The organism is Actinacidiphila sp. bgisy160 (assembly GCF_965342435.1).
In the GTDB taxonomy this organism is placed as follows: domain Bacteria; phylum Actinomycetota; class Actinomycetes; order Streptomycetales; family Streptomycetaceae; genus Actinacidiphila.
In genome coordinates this window covers 1-16,415 of the sequence record NZ_CBDRCM010000018.1, presented here as the reverse complement: position 1 = coordinate 16,415, position 16,415 = coordinate 1, and the positions used below count along the sequence as shown (strand labels likewise).

Sequence of the window (16,415 nt, the reverse complement as noted above, 5' to 3'; positions counted from 1 at the left end):
CCTGGCGCCCAGGCGTCCGCGCTCTTGTCCGCGTGCTAGTCCGCGTCCTCGTCCTCGTTCCGGGCCTGGGGGCCCGGCACCGGGTCCGCGGGGTGCGGCGCCATCGGCAGCAGCGAGTCGAGCCGCTGCTCGCACAGCCCGACGAGCCGGTCGTAGCCCTTCGGCCCCATCAGCTCCGTGAGCTCCGCCCGGTACGAGCGGTAGACCGGTTCGCCCGCGCCGTGCGCCGAGCGCGCCCCCGTGCACCACCAGTGCAGGTCGTGGCCGCCGGGGCCCCAGCCGCGCCGGTCGTACTCGCCGATCGAGATCATCAGCACGCGCGTGTCGTCGGGGCGGTCCACCCAGTCGTACGTGCGCCTGATCGGCAGCTGCCAGCACACGTCCGGCTTGGTCTCCAGCGGCTCGCGGCCCTCCCTGAGCGCGAGCGTGTGCAGCGCGCAGCCGGCGCCCGCGGGGAACCCGGGGCGGTTGAGGAAGATGCAGGCACCCTGGTGCCGCCGGGTCTGCCGGTCGCCGTCCTCGTTGACCTCGGCCCAGCCGCCCTCCTCGCCAACGTCGTGGAACTGCCACAGCTCCGGGGTGAGCCGCTCCACGTGCCGTGCGACGCGCTTCTCGTCGTCGTCGTCCGAGAAGTGGGCCCCGAGGGTGCAGCAGCCGTCGGAGGCCCGGCCCGCCTGGATGCCCTCGCAGCCGCGGCCGAAGACGCAGTTCCACCGTGAGGTGAGCCACGTCAGGTCGCACCGGAAGACCTGTTCCTCGTCGGCCGGATCGGGGAACTCGACCCACGCGCGCGGGAAATCGAGACCCACCTCGTCCGCCACGTCCGCCACGTCCGGGTGATGCTGCCGCTTCGTCGCCTTTTTCGCCTTCGCCACGATGTCAGGGTAAGCATGTGAAGCTTCTCGAGTGGTCACCCGCGCACGTGCCCATACCCCGCATGTCCTCGGTCCGGGCGCGTCGCAGTAGCGTTCCGGGCATGAGACTCGGTGTCCTCGACGTGGGTTCGAATACCGTCCACCTTCTGGTCATGGACGCGCACCCTGGCGCGCGTCCGCTCCCCGCGTACTCCCACAAGGCGGAGCTGCGGCTGGCGGAGTTGCTGGACGAGGACGGCGCGATCCGCGAGGACGGCGTGCGGCGGCTGGTCGCGCAGGTCGCCGAGGCCCTGGTCGTCGCCGAGGACAAGGGCGTCGAGGACGTCCTGCCGTTCGCCACCAGCGCGGTGCGCGAGGCCACCAACGGCGAGCAGGTGCTCGCCCGGGTGGCCGCGGAGACCGGGGTCAACCTGACCGTGCTGTCCGGGGAGGACGAGGCACGGCTCACCTTCCTCGCCGCCCGCCGCTGGTTCGGCTGGTCCTCCGGCCGGCTGCTCATGCTGGACATCGGCGGCGGCTCCCTGGAGGTCGCCTACGGCATGGACGAGGACCCGGACGCCGCGGTCTCGCTGCCGCTCGGCGCCGGCCGTCTCACCAGCGGCTGGCTCCCCGACGACCCGCCCACCGTGGACGATGTGCGGCGCCTGCGCAAGCATGTGCGCGCCGAGATCGCCCGCACCGTCGCGGAGTTCAGCCGGCTCGGCGCACCCGACCACGTGGTGGGCACCTCCAAGACCTTCAAGCAGCTGGCCCGGATCGCGGGCGCGGCGCGCTCCGCCGAGGGCCTGTACGTGCAGCGCACGCTCAGCCGCAAGGCGCTGGACGCGTGGGTGCCCCGGCTGGCCGACATGACGGAGAGCGCCCGCCGGGAACTCCCGGGCGTGTCGGAGGGCCGCGCCCGCCAGCTGCTGGCCGGGGCGCTGGTGGCGGACGCGGCGATGGACCTGTTCGGGATCACCGAGCTGGAGGTCTGCCCATGGGCGCTGCGCGAGGGCGTCATCCTGCGCCGCCTCGACCTGATGACCAGCGACCGGGGCTGAGGCGGGGGCACGCCGCGCCGCCCGCGCGCCCCCGCGTGTCGATCGCGTCACGTCGGCCGGGTGCGATGTGCCGTTCGGCCGACCGGCCGCCGTACGCTGTTTCCCGTGGCAGCCCCTGACCCTGTGGACCCGAACGGACACACCGTGCGCGTACCGGACGCGAAGGTCGCGTTGTCCACGGCCTCGGTCTACCCCGAGTCCACGGCGACGGCCTTCGAGATCGCGGCCCGGCTGGGCTACGACGGCGTCGAGGTGATGGTGTGGACCGACCCGGTCAGCCAGGACATCGAGGCGCTGCGCCGCCTGTCGGACTACCACGGCATCCCGGTCCTCGCGGTGCACGCCCCCTGCCTGTTGATCACCCAGCGGGTCTGGTCGACCGACCCCTGGGTGAAGCTGCAGCGGGCCCGGGCGGCGGCGGAGAAGCTCGGCGCCTCGACCGTGGTCGTCCACCCGCCGTTCCGCTGGCAGCGCAGCTATGCGCGGGAGTTCGTCGCCGGCATCTGGCGGATGGCGAACGAGACCGACGTCCGGTTCGCCGTCGAGAACATGTACCCGTGGCGCTACCGCGACCGGGAGATGCTCGCGTACGCCCCCGACTGGGACCCGACCAAGGACGACTACCGGCACTTCACCATCGACCTGTCCCACACGGCCACGGCCAGGACCGAGACCCTGGAGATGCTCGACCGCATGGGTGACCGGCTCGGCCATGTCCACCTGGCCGACGGCAACGGCTCCGGCAAGGACGAGCACCTGGTGCCCGGACGCGGCAAGCAGCCCTGCGTGGAGGTCCTGGAGAGGCTGGCCTCGCGGGGCTTCGACGGCCACGTGGTGATCGAGGTCAACACCCGGCGCGCGATGTCGGCCGCCGAACGCGAGGCGGACCTCGCCGAGGCGCTGGCCTTCACCCGGCTGCACCTGGCCGCGGCCGCGCGGGTGCGCTGATGGCTCCGGAGGGCGGGACGGGCAGGCGCGGCCGCGGCCGCCCCGCGGGGAGCCGCTCGGGCACCGCCGAGACCCGGGAGCGGATCCTCTCCGCGGCCCGCCAGGAGTTCTCCGCCCGCGGCTACGACAAGACCTCGATCCGCGCCATCGCCAAGTCCGCGGGCGTGGACCCGGCGCTGGTACACCACTACTTCGGGGCCAAGGAGCAGGTCTTCGAAGCCTCGATCGAGTTGACCTTCGAGCCCGCGTTCGGCGTCCCCGACGTCCTCGCCTCCGGCCCCGAGGGCGTCGGGGAGCGGCTGGCCCGCTTCTTCGTCGCCATCTGGGAGAACCCGGTCTCCCGGGCCCCGATGCTGGCGATCGTCCGCTCCGCCGTCACCAACGACGCGGCCGCGGCCGTGCTGCGCGGCATCGTCCTGCGGCGGCTGCTGGAACGCGTCGCGTCGGAGCTCGAGGTCCCCGACCCCCGGCTCCGCGCGGAACTCGCGGGTGCCCAGATGATCGGCATCGTGATGATGCGCTACGTCATCAAGCTCGAGCCGCTGGCGTCGGCGGACATGGAGGAGGTCGTCGCCCTCGTCGCGCCGACCCTCCAGCGCTACCTGACCGACCCCGGACCTGTCACGGACTGATCCGCGGCGCGGCGAAACGGGTCGACAATGGGGAGAGCGCCCCGTCGCCGCCCCGTCGCCGCCCCGTCGCCGCCCCGCGACGGACGCGGAGGGCCGGCACCGGATCGTCATCCACACAGTGGACTCGCCGTCCGTAATACGGACATGCCGCCGCGCGCCGCGACCGGAGGCGTACGCTCGAAGGCTCCGGATGGAAACGTAGGGAGTGGTCCCCGTGCCCGAGCTGAGGTCCCGCACAGTCACCCACGGCCGCAACATGGCGGGCGCCCGCGCCCTCATGCGGGCCTCGGGCGTAGCGAGCGAGGACATCGGCAAGCCGATCATCGCCGTGGCCAACAGCTTCACGGAGTTCGTGCCCGGGCACACCCACCTGCAGCCCGTCGGCCGCATCGTCAGCGAGGCGATCAAGGCCGCGGGCGCCGTGCCGCGCGAGTTCAACACGATCGCCGTCGACGACGGCATCGCCATGGGTCACGGCGGCATGCTCTACTCGCTGCCCTCCCGCGACCTGATCGCCGACTCCGTCGAGTACATGGTCGAGGCGCACTGCGCCGACGCGCTGATCTGCATCTCCAACTGCGACAAGATCACCCCGGGCATGCTGATGGCCGCCCTGCGCCTCAACATCCCCACCGTCTTCGTCTCCGGCGGACCCATGGAGGCCGGCCGGGCCACCCTCGTCGACGGCACGGTGCGCACCCTCGACCTGATCGACGCGATCGCGGACGCCGTCAACGACAGGGTCTCCGACGAGGACATCCTCCGCATCGAGGAGAACGCCTGTCCCACCTGTGGCTCGTGTTCCGGCATGTTCACCGCCAACTCGATGAACTGCCTCACCGAGGCGATGGGCCTGTCCCTGCCCGGCAACGGCTCGGTCCTGGCCACCCACACGGCCCGCAAGGCGCTGTACGAGGACGCCGGCCGCACCGTCGTCCACCTCACCCGGCGCTACTACGAGCAGGACGACGAGTCCGTGCTGCCGCGCTCCATCGCCACCTTCGCGGCATTCGAGAACGCCATGGCCCTCGACATCGCCATGGGCGGCTCCACCAACACCATCCTCCACCTGCTCGCCGCGGCCCAGGAGGCGGGCGTCCCCTTCGGCCTGACCGACATCGACGCCGTCTCGCGCCGCGTGCCGTGCCTCGCCAAGGTCGCGCCCAACGTCGCGAAGAGCCGTACGTACTACATGGAGGACGTGCACCGCGCCGGCGGCATCCCCGCCCTGCTGGGCGAGCTCCACCGCGGCGGCCTGCTCAACGAGGACGTCCACGCCGTCCACTCTCCGTCGCTCGCCGACTGGCTCAAGACCTGGGACGTCCGCGGCGGCTCCCCCTCGGCCGAGGCGGAGGAGCTCTGGCACGCCGCCCCCGGCTGCGTCCGCTCCGCCGAGGCCTTCTCCCAGTCCGAGCGCTGGGCGGCCCTCGACCTGGACGCCGCCGAGGGCTGCATCCGCTCCGTCGACCACGCCTATTCCAAGGACGGCGGCCTCGCCGTGCTCCACGGCAACCTCGCCGCGGACGGCTGCGTGGTGAAGACCGCCGGCGTCGACGAGTCGATCTGGACTTTCGAGGGCCCGGCCGTGGTCTGCGAGTCCCAGGAGGAGGCCGTCGACAAGATCCTCCGCAAGGAGGTCAAGGAGGGCGACGTCGTCGTCATCCGCTACGAGGGCCCCAAGGGCGGCCCCGGCATGCAGGAGATGCTCTACCCCACCTCCTTCCTCAAGGGCCGCGGTCTCGGCAAGGCCTGCGCCCTCGTCACCGACGGCCGCTTCTCCGGCGGCACCTCGGGCCTGTCCATCGGCCACGCCTCGCCCGAGGCGGCCTCCGGCGGCACGATCGCCCTGGTCGAGGACGGCGACCGCATCCGCATCGACATCCCCGGCCGCAGCATCGAACTCCTCGTCCCGGAGGAGGAACTGACCGCCCGCCGCGCCGCCCTCGGCGGCGTCTACGCCCCCAGGGCCCGCGACCGCAAGGTCTCCCTGGCCCTGAAGGCGTACGCCGCGATGGCCACCAGCGCCGACAAGGGCGCCGTCCGCGACGTGTCGAAGCTCGAGGGCTGACGCCGGACCCCGGACCAGCCGTCCCCGGGACCCCTTCCGCCGGTCCCCACGATCACCAGCGGGAGGGGTCCTTCGCGTCCACGGCGAACACGCTCCCGTCGGGCGCGGTCGCGAACACCTTCCCGTCGGCGACGACGGGGGCGGGCGGGTCCAGTACCTGACGGCTGCGGTTGCCGTTCATGCGTGGCGGGGTCTGCCCGAGGAAGCGGCCGTCCGCTGTGTGAAACGCCAGCAGGCGCCCGTCGGCCGCGACGAAAAAGAGGTGGTCGCCGTCGACGACGGGCGGGGACGCGTAGCTCACCGATGTCTCCACCGTCCATCGCTCCGCGTCCTCACCGCCGGTTCCGTCGGTGTCGACCGAGACCAACGCCCCGTTGTAACCGATCGCGTAGACCCTGGAGCCCTGCACTGCGATACGTGCACCGGGGAGCGGCACACCGAGCCGAATCCGTTGCAGCGTTCCCGCGCCGGGCGTGTAACGCACGATGGCGGTGGTCCGGGACTCGGCATCGGACACGCTGAAGTAGACGCTGCCGTCGACCACGCCGATCGGGCTGAGGTTGCCTGTGAGGCGTTTCTGTCCGCGCCTGTCACCGTCGTTCGGATTGAGCGCGGTGACCAGCGTGGTGTTTCCGTCACCTGCGACTTCGATCGCGTAGATGACATCCGAAGCTCGGTCCACGGTGAAGATCGGCTGGGAGTGGCCCGGGAGCGGCTTCCGCCACTTCTTCGTGCCCGTCAGTCCGTCGACCGCGGTCACGACGGCTCCGGGCGAGACCAGGAGAATCTGCGCGCCCGTGTCCAGGAAGCGGCCGTTGTAGGGCGACAGATCGAGGTCCCACCAGGTCTTCCCTGTGGACGAATCGATGGCTTCGAGTCGGTTCCGGCGGGCGATGTGGGCATGGAGGACATCCCCCGACAACAGAGGCGCGGTGGATGGTTCGTCCGTCGAGCCGTCGGTTGCCACGCGTCGTGACCACTGGAGCAGGCCGCTGGCGGGATCGAGTTTCGCGGCGAGGACCCCTGGTTGCGCGCAGTACAGGGCTCGCCCGCTGTAGGAACAGGCGGGCATCGCGGTAGTGGACGCGTCGTTCCGGAGGACCGAATGCCACGGCGTGAACCGTTTCGTCTCCGGCCCGATGGCGCTGTGGCTCGCCGTCGTTTCTCCGCCGTCGCGACCCGCGTGGCGCTGTACGGCCAGCACCGCGCCGGTGCCGAGGAGGGCCAACGCGACTCCTGCCGCGAGGGCTTGCCGCTGTCGGTTCGCAAAGCGCCCCGCCGTGTGTTCCCGGCTCCTCTTCGGCAGGCCGGCGCGGTCGATGCGTTCGTCGGCTCCTGGCGGGCGCTGGGCGGGGAGGAAAAGGTCCCCTTCCTCCAGAAGCGTGAATGCTTGGGTGTTGTAGGACGCCGACACTGCTCTGAGCTCCGCCATCAGGGCATCCGGGGCCGGCCGTTCCTCGGGGTTCTTCGCCAGACAGCGTTCGATCAGCGGCCGGAGATCGGCCGGTACGCCGGTCAGGTGTGGTTCCTCGTGCACCACTTGGTAGGCGACGACATACGGACTGTCGGAATCGAATGGGCTCCGTCCGGTCGCCGCGTGCACGAGCACGGAACCCATCGCGAATATGTCTGCGGCCGGTCCCACCGAGCGCGGCTGGCGGAACTGTTCGGGTGCCATGAACGGGGGCGTACCGATCAACTTGCCCGTCTCGGTCCTCAGGTCACTGTCGGACGGTCGTGAGATGCCGAAATCGATCACCTTGGGGCCGTCCGAAGCCAGCAGCACGTTGCTGGGCTTCAGATCCCGGTGCACCACGCCCACCCGGTGGATGTCGCGCAGGGCTTCGGCCAGTCCCGCCATCAGGTACCGCACTTGGGCAGGCGACACCGGTCCGTTCCGCTTCACGAATTCAGCCAGAGTGGGCCCGGGCATGTAGAGGGTGGCCATCCAAGGCCGTTCGGCGTCGGGGTCGGCGTCCACCACCGGAGCGGTGAACGCGCCGCTCACCCGCCGAGCGGCGGCGACCTCCTGCCGGAAACGCGCTCTGAACTCCGGGTCGGCCGCCAACTCCTGGTGCACGACCTTCACGGCCAAGCGCAGGCCGGACGTGGAGCGTGACAGATGCACCACGCCCATCCCGCCGGAGCCGAGCCGCCTTTCCAGGCGGTACTGCCCCGCGTATTCGGGAAATTCCGCTTCCCGGTCAGTTCCGGGTCTCCGCAGTGGCGGCATGACCCACCCCCGTGTGTTCGTCCACAGCCGCAACTTGGTGAGCCTAGTGGATTGCCGTTACGACGACGGCTCGGATTGCTAGCCTGCACCTGACAGAGAGTTAATCTCCACGGGGGAGGGCCGATGTCCGAGAGCAACTTTGACGATGCTGCGGGAAGGATGGTTGTCGCGGACGCCGAGGCGACTGCCGTTGCCGACATCGTCACCTACCCGGTGGCGCCGGGTTGCCGTCTCAACGTCCGGAGCGGGCCCGGGACGGGTTACCAGATCGTGAAGGTCCTGCCCTATGACGCCCGCGTGCCCATCTACTGCCAGGCCAACGGCACCACTGTCAGTGGCTACTACGGCACGTCGAACATCTGGGACCGAATTGGTCCCGGGCAGTACGTCTCCGACGCGTATGTGCACACTGGCAGTGACGGTTACGTCGCGGCACGCTGCGGATAATTGTCGTACTCCGTCCCGAAGGCGCGTGAGTCAGAGAAGAACAGGCGCGCCGTGCCGGCGGTCGGCGTGGCCGCGATGGCAGGGACCGTCCTCCTGGTGCTCGGGGGCGTGGCGGAGGGGTCCGCGGTGGGGGCGCCCATCATCTACGACCAGGCCGCGCCCGACGTGCGACTCAACGTCCGCAACGGACCGGGCTCGGGCTACCGGATCGTCACGACCTCACCGTACGGCGCCGAGGCGTCGGTCTTCCGCCAGACGCAGGGTACGACGGTCAGCGGTTACTACGGCACGTCGAACATCTGGGACTGCATTGGTGACGGCCAGTTCGTCTCCGACGCGTACGTCCGGACCGGCAGCGACGGCTACATCGCCCCCCGCTGCAGCTGACGCAGCCGTACCTCGTGCTCCATCGCGCCACCAGGCACTCGCTCGCCGGAGAGCCCGGTGGTGCGTGTCGGCAGCGACGGGTACGTCACCGAGAGCGCGTCTGACAGAGCCCGCGCGGTGGGTCGCGCCCGGGTCCCCCGGGGAAGAACAACCCCCATGACCACACAGCCGGCCCACCGCGTGCTCGCCCAGTCGTTCAACACCGTCGCCGCGCAGTACGCCGCGGCCCGCCCCGGTTACCCCGGTGAGCTGTTCGACGCCGTCGAGGAGATCAGCGGCCGTCCCTTCGCCGGGGCCACGGTCCTGGACGTGGGCGCCGGGACCGGAATCGCCACGGCGTTGATACGGGCGCGCGGGGCGGACGTGACGGCCGTGGAGCCCGGGGCGGGGATGGCCGCGCAGTTGCGGGCGGGGCAGCCGGACGTGCCGCTCGTGCGCGGGGACGGGGACGCGCTGCCGTTCGCGTCCGGGGTGGCGGACTTCGTGACGTACGCCCAGGCGTGGCACTGGACGGACCCGGCCAGGTCCTCCCCCGAGGCCGCACGGGTGCTCCGGCCGGGCGGCGCGCTCGCCCTGTGGTGGAACGTGCCGGACACCGGAGTCGCCTGGGTGCGGGAACAGGAGGAGCGGCTGGCCCGCGCGGTCCCCCGCTACCACGAGAACGGCCTGACGGGGACGGCGGAGGACATCCTCCGCTCGCTCGGCACCCGCCTGGGGATGCGCGCCCAGACCCGCGTCCTGCACTGGACACGTACCGTCCCGCTGGACACGCACCTCACGATGCTCGGCAGCCGTTCCTACTTCGCCGTGCTCGCCCCGGACGCCGCCCGCCGCATCCTCGACGACGAGCGGCGCGCGCTGCTGGCGCTCTTCCCGGACGGCCGGGTGATCGAGCCCTACAAGGTCGATCTCACGGTGGCGGTGAAAAGGACCGACGGGCCCTAGCTAGCCGGCCCGCCGCTTCCCCGCCACCGAACCGACGACGCCGACCACCCCCGCGACGAGGACCCCTCGCCACAGGCCGTCCCAGAGGCTGCCGAAGAAGCCCTCCGAGGTCAGGATCCGGCGCATCACGACGTCGGTGACGAGCAGCATCCCCGCGGGCACCAGCGCGACGCGCCAGGGGTGGGCGGCCGCCCAGCGGCGTATGCGGCGGTCGGCGCGCGGGCCGCGCCCGGTCACCGCGCCGGCGCCGCCGACGAGGAAGAAGAGCATCAGCGCGACGGACACGGCGCCCGCGACGACGCCGAGCCCGAAGTCGCCACTGAAGGCGGAGGCGGCGAGGGACACCCCACCGCCGATCGCGCCGACGGCCGCCGCCGGGCGCCAGGGGCCGAGGGTGGCCGAGGCCACCGCGAGCTGACGCTTCTCGACTCCGGTCACGTCCCGGGATACATCGGTAGAACGCCTCATATGGCCACGGTCACTCCGCTTCGCTCCCGAAGCCATAGGGGATGACCCTGAGACGGCCCGGAACCGTGGGTCAGGGGCGACGCCCCCGTCCCGCCCGGTCCCGGGCCGCCGCGTCACACCGGTGCGCCCTGCACCCGGACCGGCGTCACCCCCTCCTCGTTGTGCCGCTCGGCCCAGCCGAGCAGCGCCATGCCGCAGGCGTGGTCGAGGTGCCGCAGCCGGCGCAGGTCCAGTTCCATCGGGCGGTCGCGGGGCAGTGCCTCCAACTGCTCCAGCAGCTTGGGCAGCCGCAGGAAGGTGGCGTTGCCCAGGACGCGGACGACGATCGGGCCCTCACCCTTGTCGTGGATCTCCACATGGGTCTGCGAGGTTTCCCAGGCCGCCTTGAACACGGCCGTCAGCAGCCCGATGAGCACTCCCTCGAACAAGTTGGTGGCCGCGATCGCCGTCGCGGTCACCAGCAGGACGACGGCCTCGCCCCGGTGCTCGCGCCACAGCGGCACGATCTCCTTCACCGGTACGAGCTTCCCGCCCGCGTGCACCAGCACGCCCGCCAGCGTGGCCACCGGGATCACCCCGAGGGCGCCGGGGAGCAGCGCGGCGAACAGCAGCAGCCACAGGCCGTGCAGCACGCGCGCCGCCTTCGTGCGGGCACCCGCGTGCACGTTGGCGGCGCTGCGTACGATCACCGCGGTCATCGGCAGCGCACCGAGCGCCCCGCAGACGGCGTTGCCCGCGCCCTGTGCGATGAGTTCCTTGTCGTAATCCGTGCGCGGCCCGTTGTGCAGCCGGTCCACCGCGGCGGCGCTGAACAGGCTCTCGGCGGAGGCGATCAGCGTGAAGGCCACCACGGTGCCGATCATGGACAGACTCGCCAGCCCCGCGAACTGCTCGGCGCCCGGCGGCTGGACGACGTCGAGCAGGCCCGCCACCTCGACGCGCTCGACCGGCAGGTCGAACAGCGCGGCCGCGCCCGTGGCCAGCGCGACCGCGGCCAGTGGCCCCGGCAGCAGCCGTGCGGCGCGCGGGATGCGGGGCCAGACGACGAGCACCACGATGGTGCCGCCGCCTACGGCGAGCGCGGTGAGCGCCGCGGGCGAGGCGAGGGTGGCCGCGACCAGTCCGGGTAATCCGGCGATCTTCGCCGGGCCGCCGGCCGGCGCCGCGGTGTCGGTGAGCGCGTATACCTGTCCGGCGATCAGCACCAGGCCGATGCCGGCCAGCATGCCCTGGACGACGGCGACGGAGATGGCCCGGAACCAGCGGCCCAGCCGGAGCGCCCCCATGGCGAGCTGCAGCCCGCCGGCGCAGAGCACGAGCACGCCCAGCGAGGGCAGCCCGAACTCCTGGATCGCCTCGTAGACCAGGACGGTGAGTCCGGCGGCCGGGCCGGACACCTGGAGGCTGCTGCCGGGGAGCATCCCGGCCACGATGCCGCCGACGATGCCGGTGACCAGGCCGAGTTCGGCCGGTACCCCGGAGGCGACGGCCACGCCCACGCACAGCGGCAGGGCGACGAGGAAGACGACCAGGGACGCGGTGACGTCGGCGCGCAGCGACCGCGGGCGGGGCAGTCGCGACGCGGCGCGCATGATGCGGCTCACCGGGCGGGGGCGGGGGTGGGGGTGAGGAAGCCGCGGACGGGCCGGACAGGCCCGGCGGCTGGTGGGGGGAGGGCGGAACCAGAGGTGGGGGATGGGGGGATGAAGGTCTTCACGAGGGTGTCCTCCATTGCGCCCCGGCGCCGGCGTGGGCGGGGCGTACGTGGTCGAGCAGTGTGGGGGGGCGGTCTCTCCCGGACCGTGAGCGCCGCGTACGCGTGCATGTGTGCATGTGCGTGCACGTGGACGCGCGGGCGCCGGCGCGGGCTCAGGCCGGGGTCGGGCCCGGGCCGCGGGCGACGACCGCGGTCAGGAGGGAAGAGCAGGCGGCGGGCCGTGCCTCAGCAGCGGAACGCGCCGTGGGCGAGCGGTAGTTCTCCGGATCTGGAGAGGGGTACCGCCTGCCGGGCGGTCCGCGGCGCCGTCACGGCGGCGGACACCTGGGCGTCTTTTACCGGAACCGTCTCATCGGTTCCGGTGCCGCCCCGCGGGGCCGGTGCTGGGGCCGGGACGCTCACGGTCCCGGGCAGCACCAGGCGTATGCCGTTGCTCCCGTGCCGCCGTGCCAGGCAGTTCCGGGTCTCGGCCTCCGCGCGCGCCACCGTCGTACCCGCACCTCGGCCGGAGGCGGGAGCGGGCTCGGCGGTGGCGCAGCCTATCGCCGCGAACAGGGAGAGCAGCAGTGCCGCCATGACGGCGACAGCGCGCGCAACTCCCTTGGCCGATACCACAGGTGCCCCCGTTCCGATGCGAAGCCGCCCTCCATTTTGCGCAGGCAGCCACTCCATTTTGCAAGCTCTTTAGGTAAACGGAGCGTAAATGATCGGTCACTCAAACGAATGCATCCACTGCTCCTTGACGCCCAGACGCGCCGCGGAGCATTATTCACCGCATGATGAATAAAGCCGAGGAGCCCCGGGAACCCGGCCCCGGACCCGCCGTTCACGCCTTCGGGCTCACCGTCGTCCGAGGCGGCCGCACCGTCCTGGACGCCCTGGAGTTCACCGTCCCCCGTGGCGAGATCACCGGCCTGCTCGGCCCCAGCGGCTGCGGCAAGTCGACCCTCATGCGCGCTGTCGTCGGCACCCAGGCCTGCGTCACCGGCACCCTCGACGTCCTCGGCCTGCCCGCCGGCCACCGCGACCTGCGCCCCCGCATCGGCTACGTGACCCAGGCCGCCTCCGTCTACCGCGACCTGACCGTCCGCCAGAACCTCGAGTACTTCGCCGCCGTCCTCGGCGGGGACGCCCCCGGCCACGTCGAACGCGCCATCGCCGACGTCGGCCTGGCCTCCCACGCCACCGCCCTCGCCGGCAACCTCTCCGGCGGACAACTGGGCCGGGTCTCCCTGGCCGTGGCGCTGCTCGGCAGCCCCGAACTGCTCGTGCTGGACGAACCCACCGTCGGCCTCGACCCCGTCCTGCGCCGCGACCTGTGGGAGCTCTTCCACCGCCTCGCCGCCGAACGGGGCGCCACCCTCCTCGTCTCCAGCCACGTCATGGACGAGGCCGAGCGCTGCCACCGGCTGCTGCTGATGCGCGAGGGCGGCATCCTCGCCCACGGCGCCCCCGAGGAACTGCGCGCCCGCACCGGCGCCCGCACCGTCGAGGACGCCTTCCTCCACCTCGTCGACGAGGCCGCCGGCAAGCTCCCCCACCAGGCCGGGGAGGCCGCCCGATGAGCACGCGCCGCACCCTCGCCACCGCCCGCCGCGTGCTGCTGCAACTGCGCCACGACCCGCGCACCATCGCCCTGATGGTCGTCGTGCCCTGCGTGCTGCTCACCCTGCTGTCCTGGGTCTACGACGCCAGCCCGCGCACCTTCGACACCGTCGGAGCCTCGCTGCTGGGCATCTTCCCGCTCATCACGATGTTCCTGGTCACCTCGATCGCGACGCTGCGCGAACGCACCTCCGGCACCCTGGAACGCCTGCTGTCCATGCCGCTGGGCAAGGGCAACCTGCTGGCCGGGTACGCCCTCGCCTTCGGCGTCATCGCCGTCGTCCAGGCCGCCCTCGCCACCGGGCTCGCCGTCCTCGCGCTCGGCCTCGACGTCACCGGCTCCGCCTGGCTGCTGCTCCTGGTCGCCCTCGCCGACGCCTGCCTGGGCACCGCCCTCGGCCTGTTCGTCAGCGCCTTCGCGGCCAGCGAGTTCCAGGCCGTGCAGTTCATGCCCGCCGTGCTGCTGCCGCAGCTCCTGCTCTGCGGACTGCTCATGCCGCGCGACCGGATGCAGCCGGTGCTGGAGGCCGTCTCCAATGTCCTGCCGATGTCGTACGCGGTCGACGGCATGCAGGAGGTCCTCACCCATACGGGCGTCACCGGTGACTTCGTCCGCGACCTCGCCGTGGTCGCCGGCAGCGCCGCGCTCGCGCTCGCCCTCGGCGCGGCCACGCTCCGCCGCCGTACGGCCTGATCCCCGGCGGTGACCGCACCGTGGACGGCACGGCCGCCGGGCCGCCCACGGTGCGAGTATGGGCCCATGACGCAGAAAGTCGCGGTGCTCGGCACCGGCAAGATCGGCGAGGCCCTGCTGTCGGGCATGCTCCGTGCCGGCTGGAAGCCGGAGAACCTCCTGGTGACCGCCCGCCGTCCGGCCCGCGCCCAGGAGCTGCGCACCCGCTACGGCGTCGAATCGTGCTCCAACGAGGAGGCGGCCAAGACCGCGGACACCCTCATCCTCGCTGTCAAACCGCAGGACATGTCCTCCCTCCTGGAGGAGCTCGCCCCGCACGTCGCCGCCGACCGCCTGATCATCAGCGCCGCGGCCGGCGTCCCCACCTCCTTCTTCGAGGAGCGCCTCGCGCAGGGAATCGCCGTCGTCCGCGTCATGCCCAACACCCCGGTCCTGGTCGACGAGGGCATGTCCGTGATCTCCGCGGGCAGCCACGCCGCCGAGGAGCACCTGCTGCGCACCGAGGAGATCCTCCAGCCGGTCGGCAAGACCCTGCGCATCCCCGAGTACCAGCAGGACGCCGCCACCGCGCTCTCCGGCTCCGGCCCCGCGTACTTCTACTACCTGGTCGAAGCCATGACCGACGCCGGCATCCTCCTCGGCCTGCCCCGCGCCCAGGCCCACGACCTGATCGTGCAGTCCGCGATCGGCGCCGCCGTGATGCTCCGCGACAGCGGCGAGCACCCGGTCAAGCTCCGCGAGGCCGTCACCTCCCCGGCCGGCACCACCATCAACGCCATCCGGGAACTGGAGAAGCACGGCGTGCGCCACGCCCTGATCGCCGCCCTGGAGGCAGCCCGCGACCGCAGCCGAGAGCTGGCCTCCGGCAACGGCTGACCGGCCCGACCCGGCGAGGATGCCGCAGGCCGCGCGCCGGCGGTCAGCCCGGCGGCAGCAGCCCGATCGCCCGGTAGGCCGCGTCGACGGCCGGGCGGGCCAGCACCCGCGCGCGCTCGGCACCCTCCCTGAGCACCCCGTCCACGTAGCCGGGGTCGGCCACCAGCTCCGCGTGCCGCTCCCGCAGCGGCCGCAGCTCCTCCACCACGGCCTCGGCGGTGTCCTTCTTCAGGGCGCCGTACGAGTCGTACCCCGCCGCGAGGTCCTGCGGCGACCGGCCCGCGCAGGCCGACAGGATCTCCAGCAGGTTCGCCACCCCCGGCCGCTCCCGTGGCTCGTACTCCACGTCCTGCCCGCTGTCCGTCACCGCCCGCAGCACCTTCCTGCGGACGACCTCCGGCTCGTCGAGCAGGTAGACGATCCCCGGACCGGTGTCCTGCGACTTCCCCATTTTCGATTCCGGGTCCTGCAGGTTCATCACCCGTGCCGCCACCTGCGGCAGCACCGCCCGTGGGACGGTGAAGACATGCCCGTACCGGTGGTTGAAGCGCACCGCCAGATCGCGCGTCAGCTCCACGTGCTGCGCCTGGTCGTCACCGACGGGCACCTCGTCCGCCCCGTACGCCAGGATGTCCGCCGCCATCAGCACCGGGTACGTCAGCAAGGACAGCCGCACACTGCCGCCCCGCCGCTGCTCCCGGGCCGCCTTCTCCTTGTACTGGACCATCCGCCGCATCTCCCCGTCGGTGGCCGTGCATTCGAGGAGGTACGCCAGCCGGGCGTGCTCGTCCACATGGCTCTGGACGAAGAGCGTGCAGACCCGCGGGTCGAGCCCGGCCGCCAGCAGGAGTGTCGCCGCCTGCCGGCTCAGCCGCCGTACGCGCGCCGGATCGTGCTCAACGGTGAGGGCGTGCAGGTCCACGACGCAGAACAGCGACTCGGCCCGGTGCTGATCCACAGCGGCCCACTGCCGCACGGCGCCCAGGTAGTTGCCCAGGGTCAGGTGCCCCGTCGGCTTGATCCCGCTGAAGACCCTCGTCATCGGTGTTCCTCCCGGCTTGGGACCGCCGCGGTCGGCGAGCCGGAGCGGAAACACCGACGGCCGCCGAAGCGGCGGCCGTTGGACGCATGCGCTGAGCGTCGGCCGCCGTCAGGCGGCCCACCACAGGTACGAGTGCGCATGCTCGGTCATGCAGCGAAGGTAACGCGCAAACCAGTTGACGGCCACAGGTTTGAAGCACCGCGGGGCGTGGTGTAGTGTTCTCAAGCTGCCTCGGACGGGGTCACCTTTCCAGGGGCGGCCACTCCAGCCGCCCGGCGGCAACCCACTGCAGCACGACTTCCCTGCGGGGACGATTTCGGCGTGCCGAAATCCGATCCGAATGGCTCGATTATGAGCCGCCGGGGAAATCCGCTAACGTAGTGGACACGCCGGAAGGCGCGAAACGAAAAACCCCGCTCCAACAGGGGGCCGGAAACG

At 72.0% G+C, this 16,415-nt stretch carries 15 protein-coding genes; 10 read left to right on the top strand and 5 right to left on the bottom strand.

Annotated features, from left to right (window positions below):
* Positions 1-35: 35 nt before the first annotated feature.
* Positions 36-875, bottom strand: a complete 840-nt coding sequence (locus ACRWNP_RS16715; protein WP_431962030.1) for a hypothetical protein — start codon at positions 873-875, stop codon at positions 36-38.
* Between the two features lie 101 nt (positions 876-976).
* Here ACRWNP_RS16715 and ACRWNP_RS16710 point away from each other — a divergent pair, with 101 nt between their 5' ends.
* The 4 genes from ACRWNP_RS16710 (at position 977) to ilvD (ending at position 5,563) form a co-directional block, all read left to right on the top strand.
* Positions 977-1,915 carry a Ppx/GppA family phosphatase gene (locus tag ACRWNP_RS16710; RefSeq protein WP_431962029.1) on the top strand — a complete coding sequence of 313 codons (939 nt, stop codon included), beginning with the start codon at positions 977-979 and terminating at the stop codon, positions 1,913-1,915.
* A 144-nt stretch (positions 1,916-2,059) separates the two neighbouring features.
* The gene (locus tag ACRWNP_RS16705) at positions 2,060-2,863 is read left to right on the top strand and encodes a sugar phosphate isomerase/epimerase family protein (protein WP_431962180.1); all 804 of its coding nucleotides are present in this window, start codon (positions 2,060-2,062) and stop codon (positions 2,861-2,863) included.
* Positions 2,863-3,495 (top strand): TetR family transcriptional regulator, encoded by a 633-nt coding sequence (locus tag ACRWNP_RS16700; RefSeq protein ID WP_431962028.1) that lies wholly within the window; start codon positions 2,863-2,865, stop codon positions 3,493-3,495. Before ACRWNP_RS16705 ends, ACRWNP_RS16700 begins: the two co-directional genes overlap by 1 nt.
* Before the next feature lie 214 nt (positions 3,496-3,709).
* A complete protein-coding gene (ilvD, locus tag ACRWNP_RS16695; protein WP_431962027.1) occupies positions 3,710-5,563 on the top strand; it encodes a dihydroxy-acid dehydratase in 1,854 nt (617 codons plus the stop codon).
* Positions 5,564-5,615: 52 nt separating this feature from the next.
* On the opposite strand, the gene ACRWNP_RS16690 is transcribed toward ilvD, so the two are convergent.
* Positions 5,616-7,796, bottom strand: a complete 2,181-nt coding sequence (locus tag ACRWNP_RS16690) for a serine/threonine-protein kinase (protein WP_431962026.1) — start codon at positions 7,794-7,796, stop codon at positions 5,616-5,618.
* A 159-nt stretch (positions 7,797-7,955) separates the two neighbouring features.
* Between ACRWNP_RS16690 and ACRWNP_RS16685 the strand changes: the two genes are divergently transcribed.
* The 3 genes from ACRWNP_RS16685 to ACRWNP_RS16675 all read left to right on the top strand — a co-directional run bounded on the left by ACRWNP_RS16685 (position 7,956) and on the right by ACRWNP_RS16675 (position 9,575).
* The gene (locus ACRWNP_RS16685) at positions 7,956-8,243 is read left to right on the top strand and encodes an SH3 domain-containing protein (RefSeq protein ID WP_431962178.1); all 288 of its coding nucleotides are present in this window, start codon (positions 7,956-7,958) and stop codon (positions 8,241-8,243) included.
* Positions 8,244-8,318: 75 nt separating this feature from the next.
* Positions 8,319-8,630 carry a hypothetical protein gene (locus ACRWNP_RS16680; protein WP_431962025.1) on the top strand — a complete coding sequence of 104 codons (312 nt, stop codon included), beginning with the start codon at positions 8,319-8,321 and terminating at the stop codon, positions 8,628-8,630.
* A gap of 156 nt (positions 8,631-8,786) precedes the next feature.
* Positions 8,787-9,575 carry a class I SAM-dependent methyltransferase gene (locus ACRWNP_RS16675; RefSeq protein ID WP_431962024.1) on the top strand — a complete coding sequence of 263 codons (789 nt, stop codon included), beginning with the start codon at positions 8,787-8,789 and terminating at the stop codon, positions 9,573-9,575.
* On the opposite strand, the gene ACRWNP_RS16670 is transcribed toward ACRWNP_RS16675, so the two are convergent.
* Positions 9,576-10,013 carry a hypothetical protein gene (locus ACRWNP_RS16670; RefSeq protein ID WP_431962023.1) on the bottom strand — a complete coding sequence of 146 codons (438 nt, stop codon included), beginning with the start codon at positions 10,011-10,013 and terminating at the stop codon, positions 9,576-9,578.
* A 143-nt stretch (positions 10,014-10,156) separates the two neighbouring features.
* Positions 10,157-11,635 (bottom strand): SulP family inorganic anion transporter, encoded by a 1,479-nt coding sequence (locus ACRWNP_RS16665; RefSeq protein ID WP_431962022.1) that lies wholly within the window; start codon positions 11,633-11,635, stop codon positions 10,157-10,159.
* Between the two features lie 901 nt (positions 11,636-12,536).
* Between ACRWNP_RS16665 and ACRWNP_RS16660 the strand changes: the two genes are divergently transcribed.
* The 3 genes from ACRWNP_RS16660 to proC all read left to right on the top strand — a co-directional run bounded on the left by ACRWNP_RS16660 (position 12,537) and on the right by proC (position 14,935).
* The gene (locus ACRWNP_RS16660) at positions 12,537-13,325 is read left to right on the top strand and encodes an ABC transporter ATP-binding protein (RefSeq protein WP_431962021.1); all 789 of its coding nucleotides are present in this window, start codon (positions 12,537-12,539) and stop codon (positions 13,323-13,325) included.
* A complete protein-coding gene (locus tag ACRWNP_RS16655; RefSeq protein ID WP_431962020.1) occupies positions 13,322-14,059 on the top strand; it encodes an ABC transporter permease in 738 nt (245 codons plus the stop codon). The genes ACRWNP_RS16660 and ACRWNP_RS16655 overlap by 4 nt, the downstream gene beginning before the upstream one ends.
* Positions 14,060-14,125: 66 nt before the next feature.
* Entirely contained in the window at positions 14,126-14,935 is an 810-nt protein-coding gene (gene proC / locus ACRWNP_RS16650; RefSeq protein WP_431962019.1) for a pyrroline-5-carboxylate reductase, read from the top strand.
* A 43-nt stretch (positions 14,936-14,978) separates the two neighbouring features.
* Here the strand turns inward: proC and trpS are convergent, their stop codons facing one another.
* On the bottom strand, positions 14,979-15,977 hold the full coding sequence (gene trpS, locus ACRWNP_RS16645; protein WP_431962018.1) for a tryptophan--tRNA ligase: 999 nt from the start codon (positions 15,975-15,977) through the stop codon (positions 14,979-14,981).
* Positions 15,978-16,415: the final 438 nt, after the last annotated feature.

Coding starts and splice junctions, on each gene's coding strand:
- ACRWNP_RS16660 (WP_431962021.1), top strand. CDS start 12,537: ATGATGAATAAAGCCGAGGAGCCCCGGGAACCCGGCCCCGGACCCGCC.
- ACRWNP_RS16710 (WP_431962029.1), top strand. CDS start 977: ATGAGACTCGGTGTCCTCGACGTGGGTTCGAATACCGTCCACCTTCTG.
- ACRWNP_RS16665 (WP_431962022.1), bottom strand. CDS start 11,635: ATGCGCGCCGCGTCGCGACTGCCCCGCCCGCGGTCGCTGCGCGCCGAC.
- ACRWNP_RS16675 (WP_431962024.1), top strand. CDS start 8,787: ATGACCACACAGCCGGCCCACCGCGTGCTCGCCCAGTCGTTCAACACC.
- ACRWNP_RS16685 (WP_431962178.1), top strand. CDS start 7,956: ATGGTTGTCGCGGACGCCGAGGCGACTGCCGTTGCCGACATCGTCACC.
- ACRWNP_RS16700 (WP_431962028.1), top strand. CDS start 2,863: ATGGCTCCGGAGGGCGGGACGGGCAGGCGCGGCCGCGGCCGCCCCGCG.
- ACRWNP_RS16690 (WP_431962026.1), bottom strand. CDS start 7,796: ATGCCGCCACTGCGGAGACCCGGAACTGACCGGGAAGCGGAATTTCCC.
- trpS (WP_431962018.1), bottom strand. CDS start 15,977: ATGACGAGGGTCTTCAGCGGGATCAAGCCGACGGGGCACCTGACCCTG.
- ACRWNP_RS16655 (WP_431962020.1), top strand. CDS start 13,322: ATGAGCACGCGCCGCACCCTCGCCACCGCCCGCCGCGTGCTGCTGCAA.
- proC (WP_431962019.1), top strand. CDS start 14,126: ATGACGCAGAAAGTCGCGGTGCTCGGCACCGGCAAGATCGGCGAGGCC.
- ACRWNP_RS16680 (WP_431962025.1), top strand. CDS start 8,319: ATGGCAGGGACCGTCCTCCTGGTGCTCGGGGGCGTGGCGGAGGGGTCC.